General features: G+C 45.3%; 1 protein-coding gene. It reads left to right on the top strand.

What is annotated here, in order from left to right:
- The first annotated feature begins 362 nt into the window (after nucleotides 1-362).
- Nucleotides 363-2576, top strand: coding sequence for an alpha-glucan family phosphorylase (gene glgP / locus GNE10_RS33645; RefSeq protein ID WP_185570375.1), 2214 nt, complete (start codon nucleotides 363-365; stop codon nucleotides 2574-2576).
- Nucleotides 2577-2686: the final 110 nt, after the last annotated feature.

Raw genomic sequence — 2686 nt, 5'->3', positions numbered from 1 at the left:
GAATAAAATAAATAAATTAAAAAAATGTCAATGAATTTGATATAAAAAAATATCATATTTCTCCAACAAACAGAGATAATCTTTAGAAGACCAAAAACAGTAAAAACCATTCATTTGGATAAAGTTTGATGTCGAACGACAGCTCCAACTTCAGGGAAAAATTCAGCCAGTGAGGATTTCAGCATCATAAATCCTGAAGAGGAAATTAAAGGAATGGGCTAAACAGGGCATGGGGTAAACAGGGCATTGGACAGTGAACAGTGACCAGTCAACAGATAACTGATAACTGTCATCTCCCCACCTCCCACTCCCTACTTCCTATTCTCCAGAGAAAAAATTAAAACAGAAGGGTGTAGATTAGTATGGTTAAAAACAGTGCAACAGAAGCAGCACGACGCTTGAGTGAAAAGTTACCTTTGCCGCTCAAGCGTTTAGCAGATTTGGCTTATAACTATTGGTGGAGTTGGAGTGGCGATCGCGTTTCTTTATTCCAAACCATCGATCCCCAAGAATGGGAACGATGCGGACATAATCCAGTGGCGATTTTAGAGTCAGCAAGTTACGAACGTCTGACGCAATTAGCAGAAGACCCATCTTACCTAAAGCAGATATCCGCCTTGGCGCGTGAATTTGACCGATATATTACCCAGCAAGATACTTGGGTGAGTCGAGTTGCACCGCAAGTATCCCACGACCACCCCATTGCTTATTTTTGTGCAGAGTTTGGCATCCACGAATCTTTACCGGTTTACTCTGGTGGCTTGGGTATTTTGGCTGGGGATCACCTGAAATCATCATCGGATTTGGGCGTACCGATGGTTGGTGTCGGCTTGTTGTATCGCCAAGGTTATTTCCGGCAACGCTTGAATCGCCACGGTTGGCAAGAAGATTATTATATTGACAACCCCTTTGGGCAAATGCCCCTGGAGTTAATTAAAGATGACCAAGGGGAAGCGATAACTATCCAGTTACAAGTCCGCCAGCGATTGGTAAAAGTGCAAATTTGGCGAGTGCTTGTTGGGCGAGTGACATTATATTTATTGGATAGCGATCGCAATGATAACGATCCCATTGACCGTTGGCTAACAGGACACCTATATGGAGGTAACTTAGAAACCCGCATTGCCCAAGAAGTTGTTTTGGGTATTGGTGGTGTCCGTGCTTTGAATGCTTTGGGTATTCAACCTTCTGTCTATCACCTCAACGAAGGACACGCTGCATTTTGCACGTTGGAAATTGCCCGCTTAGAAATTGAACGCACTGGCAAATCCTTCTACGACATCGAAGCCAAGGTGCGGAATAGTTGTGTATTTACTACCCATCCCCCCGTTCCCGCCGGTCACGATGTCTTCTCACCAGACTTAATAGACTCCTTTTTTGCCAGCTATTGGCCGCAATTGCGACTTTCCCGCGAGCAATTTTTGGCCTTGGGCGCAAGGCGACTGGGCGATCCCTGGGAACCCTTTGGGATGACGGTTTTAGCACTGCGGATGTGTCGAGCTTGTAACGGTGTGAGTGAATTGCACGGGCAAGTTTCTCGTAAAATGTGGACAGTTTTGTTTCCGCAGCGATCGGAAGATACAGTACCAATTGGTTACATTACCAATGGCGTTCATGCACCCACTTGGACTGCACCACTGTTGGCTGACTTATACAACGAGTATCTGGGAGAAGACTGGAAAACTCGCGCCGTCGATCCCAAGATGTGGGCTAAAGTTGACGAAATTCCCGATGAGGAACTGTGGTCGCGACATCTGATTCTCAAAGAACGATTAATTGCTTTTACACGTTATAAAGTCAAGAAATCGCGGGAGTTACGTGGCGAAAATCAGCAACTCATTCAAGCAACCGAAAACTTACTCGATCCCAACGTCTTAACCATTGGATTTGCCAGACGCTTTAGCCCTTACAAACGTGGGGATCTAATTCTGCGCGACGCCCAACGGGCATTAAAGATTTTTGGCAACAACTCCCGCCCGGTACAAATTATCTTTGCCGGAAAAGCCCACCCAGCAGATGAAGAAGGCAAGCGGATTATCCAACGGTTAATGGAATGGTGTCACAATTCCGGTATTATTAACCGAGTTGCTTTTATTGAAGATTACGACATTTACACTGGACAAAAATTGGTGCAAGGTGTGGATGTTTGGTTGAATAATCCCCGTCGTCCCCTGGAAGCTTCTGGTACAAGCGGGCAAAAAGTCTGCTTTAACGGCGGTCTCAATTGCAGCGTTCTCGATGGCTGGTGGTGCGAAGGTTATCAAGCCGGAAAGGATGGCAAAGGAATTAACGGTTGGGCAATTGGTGAAGATGCTCATACTAGCGACCAAGAATTGCAAGATCGCATTGACTCGCGATCGCTTTATCAGTTGTTAGAAGAAGAAATCGTTCCTTTATACTATGACCAAGATGCCCAAGGCATTCCCCACCGTTGGGTGCAGATGATGAAAACATCCATTAAGACAAATGCACCGTTGTTCAACACTGACAGAATGATTGCTGACTACGTTTCACAAGTGTATGTCCCTGAGATTGCTAAAACTGTGGAACCGATTTTAGGAAAAGTTCTGCTGTAAAAAGACCGAGGAGTGATAAGTGAGGAGTTAAGAGTTTTTTGACACTCCCGTGCCTAAAGGCGACGGGATTCTTCGTTCATCCAGCCAACTTGTCTAGAGGAGTTTCCCCA

It is taken from the genome of Nostoc sp. 2RC (assembly GCF_014222165.1).
Lineage (GTDB): Bacteria > Cyanobacteriota > Cyanobacteriia > Cyanobacteriales > Nostocaceae > Nostoc > Nostoc linckia.
The sequence above is the reverse complement of the archived record's forward strand: the minus strand, read 5'-3'. Positions and strand labels throughout refer to the sequence as shown.

What these genes read in the sequence shown, in the direction of transcription:
- glgP (WP_185570375.1), top strand. Translation starts at nt 363, where the DNA reads ATGGTTAAAAACAGTGCAACAGAAGCAGCACGACGCTTGAGTGAAAAG.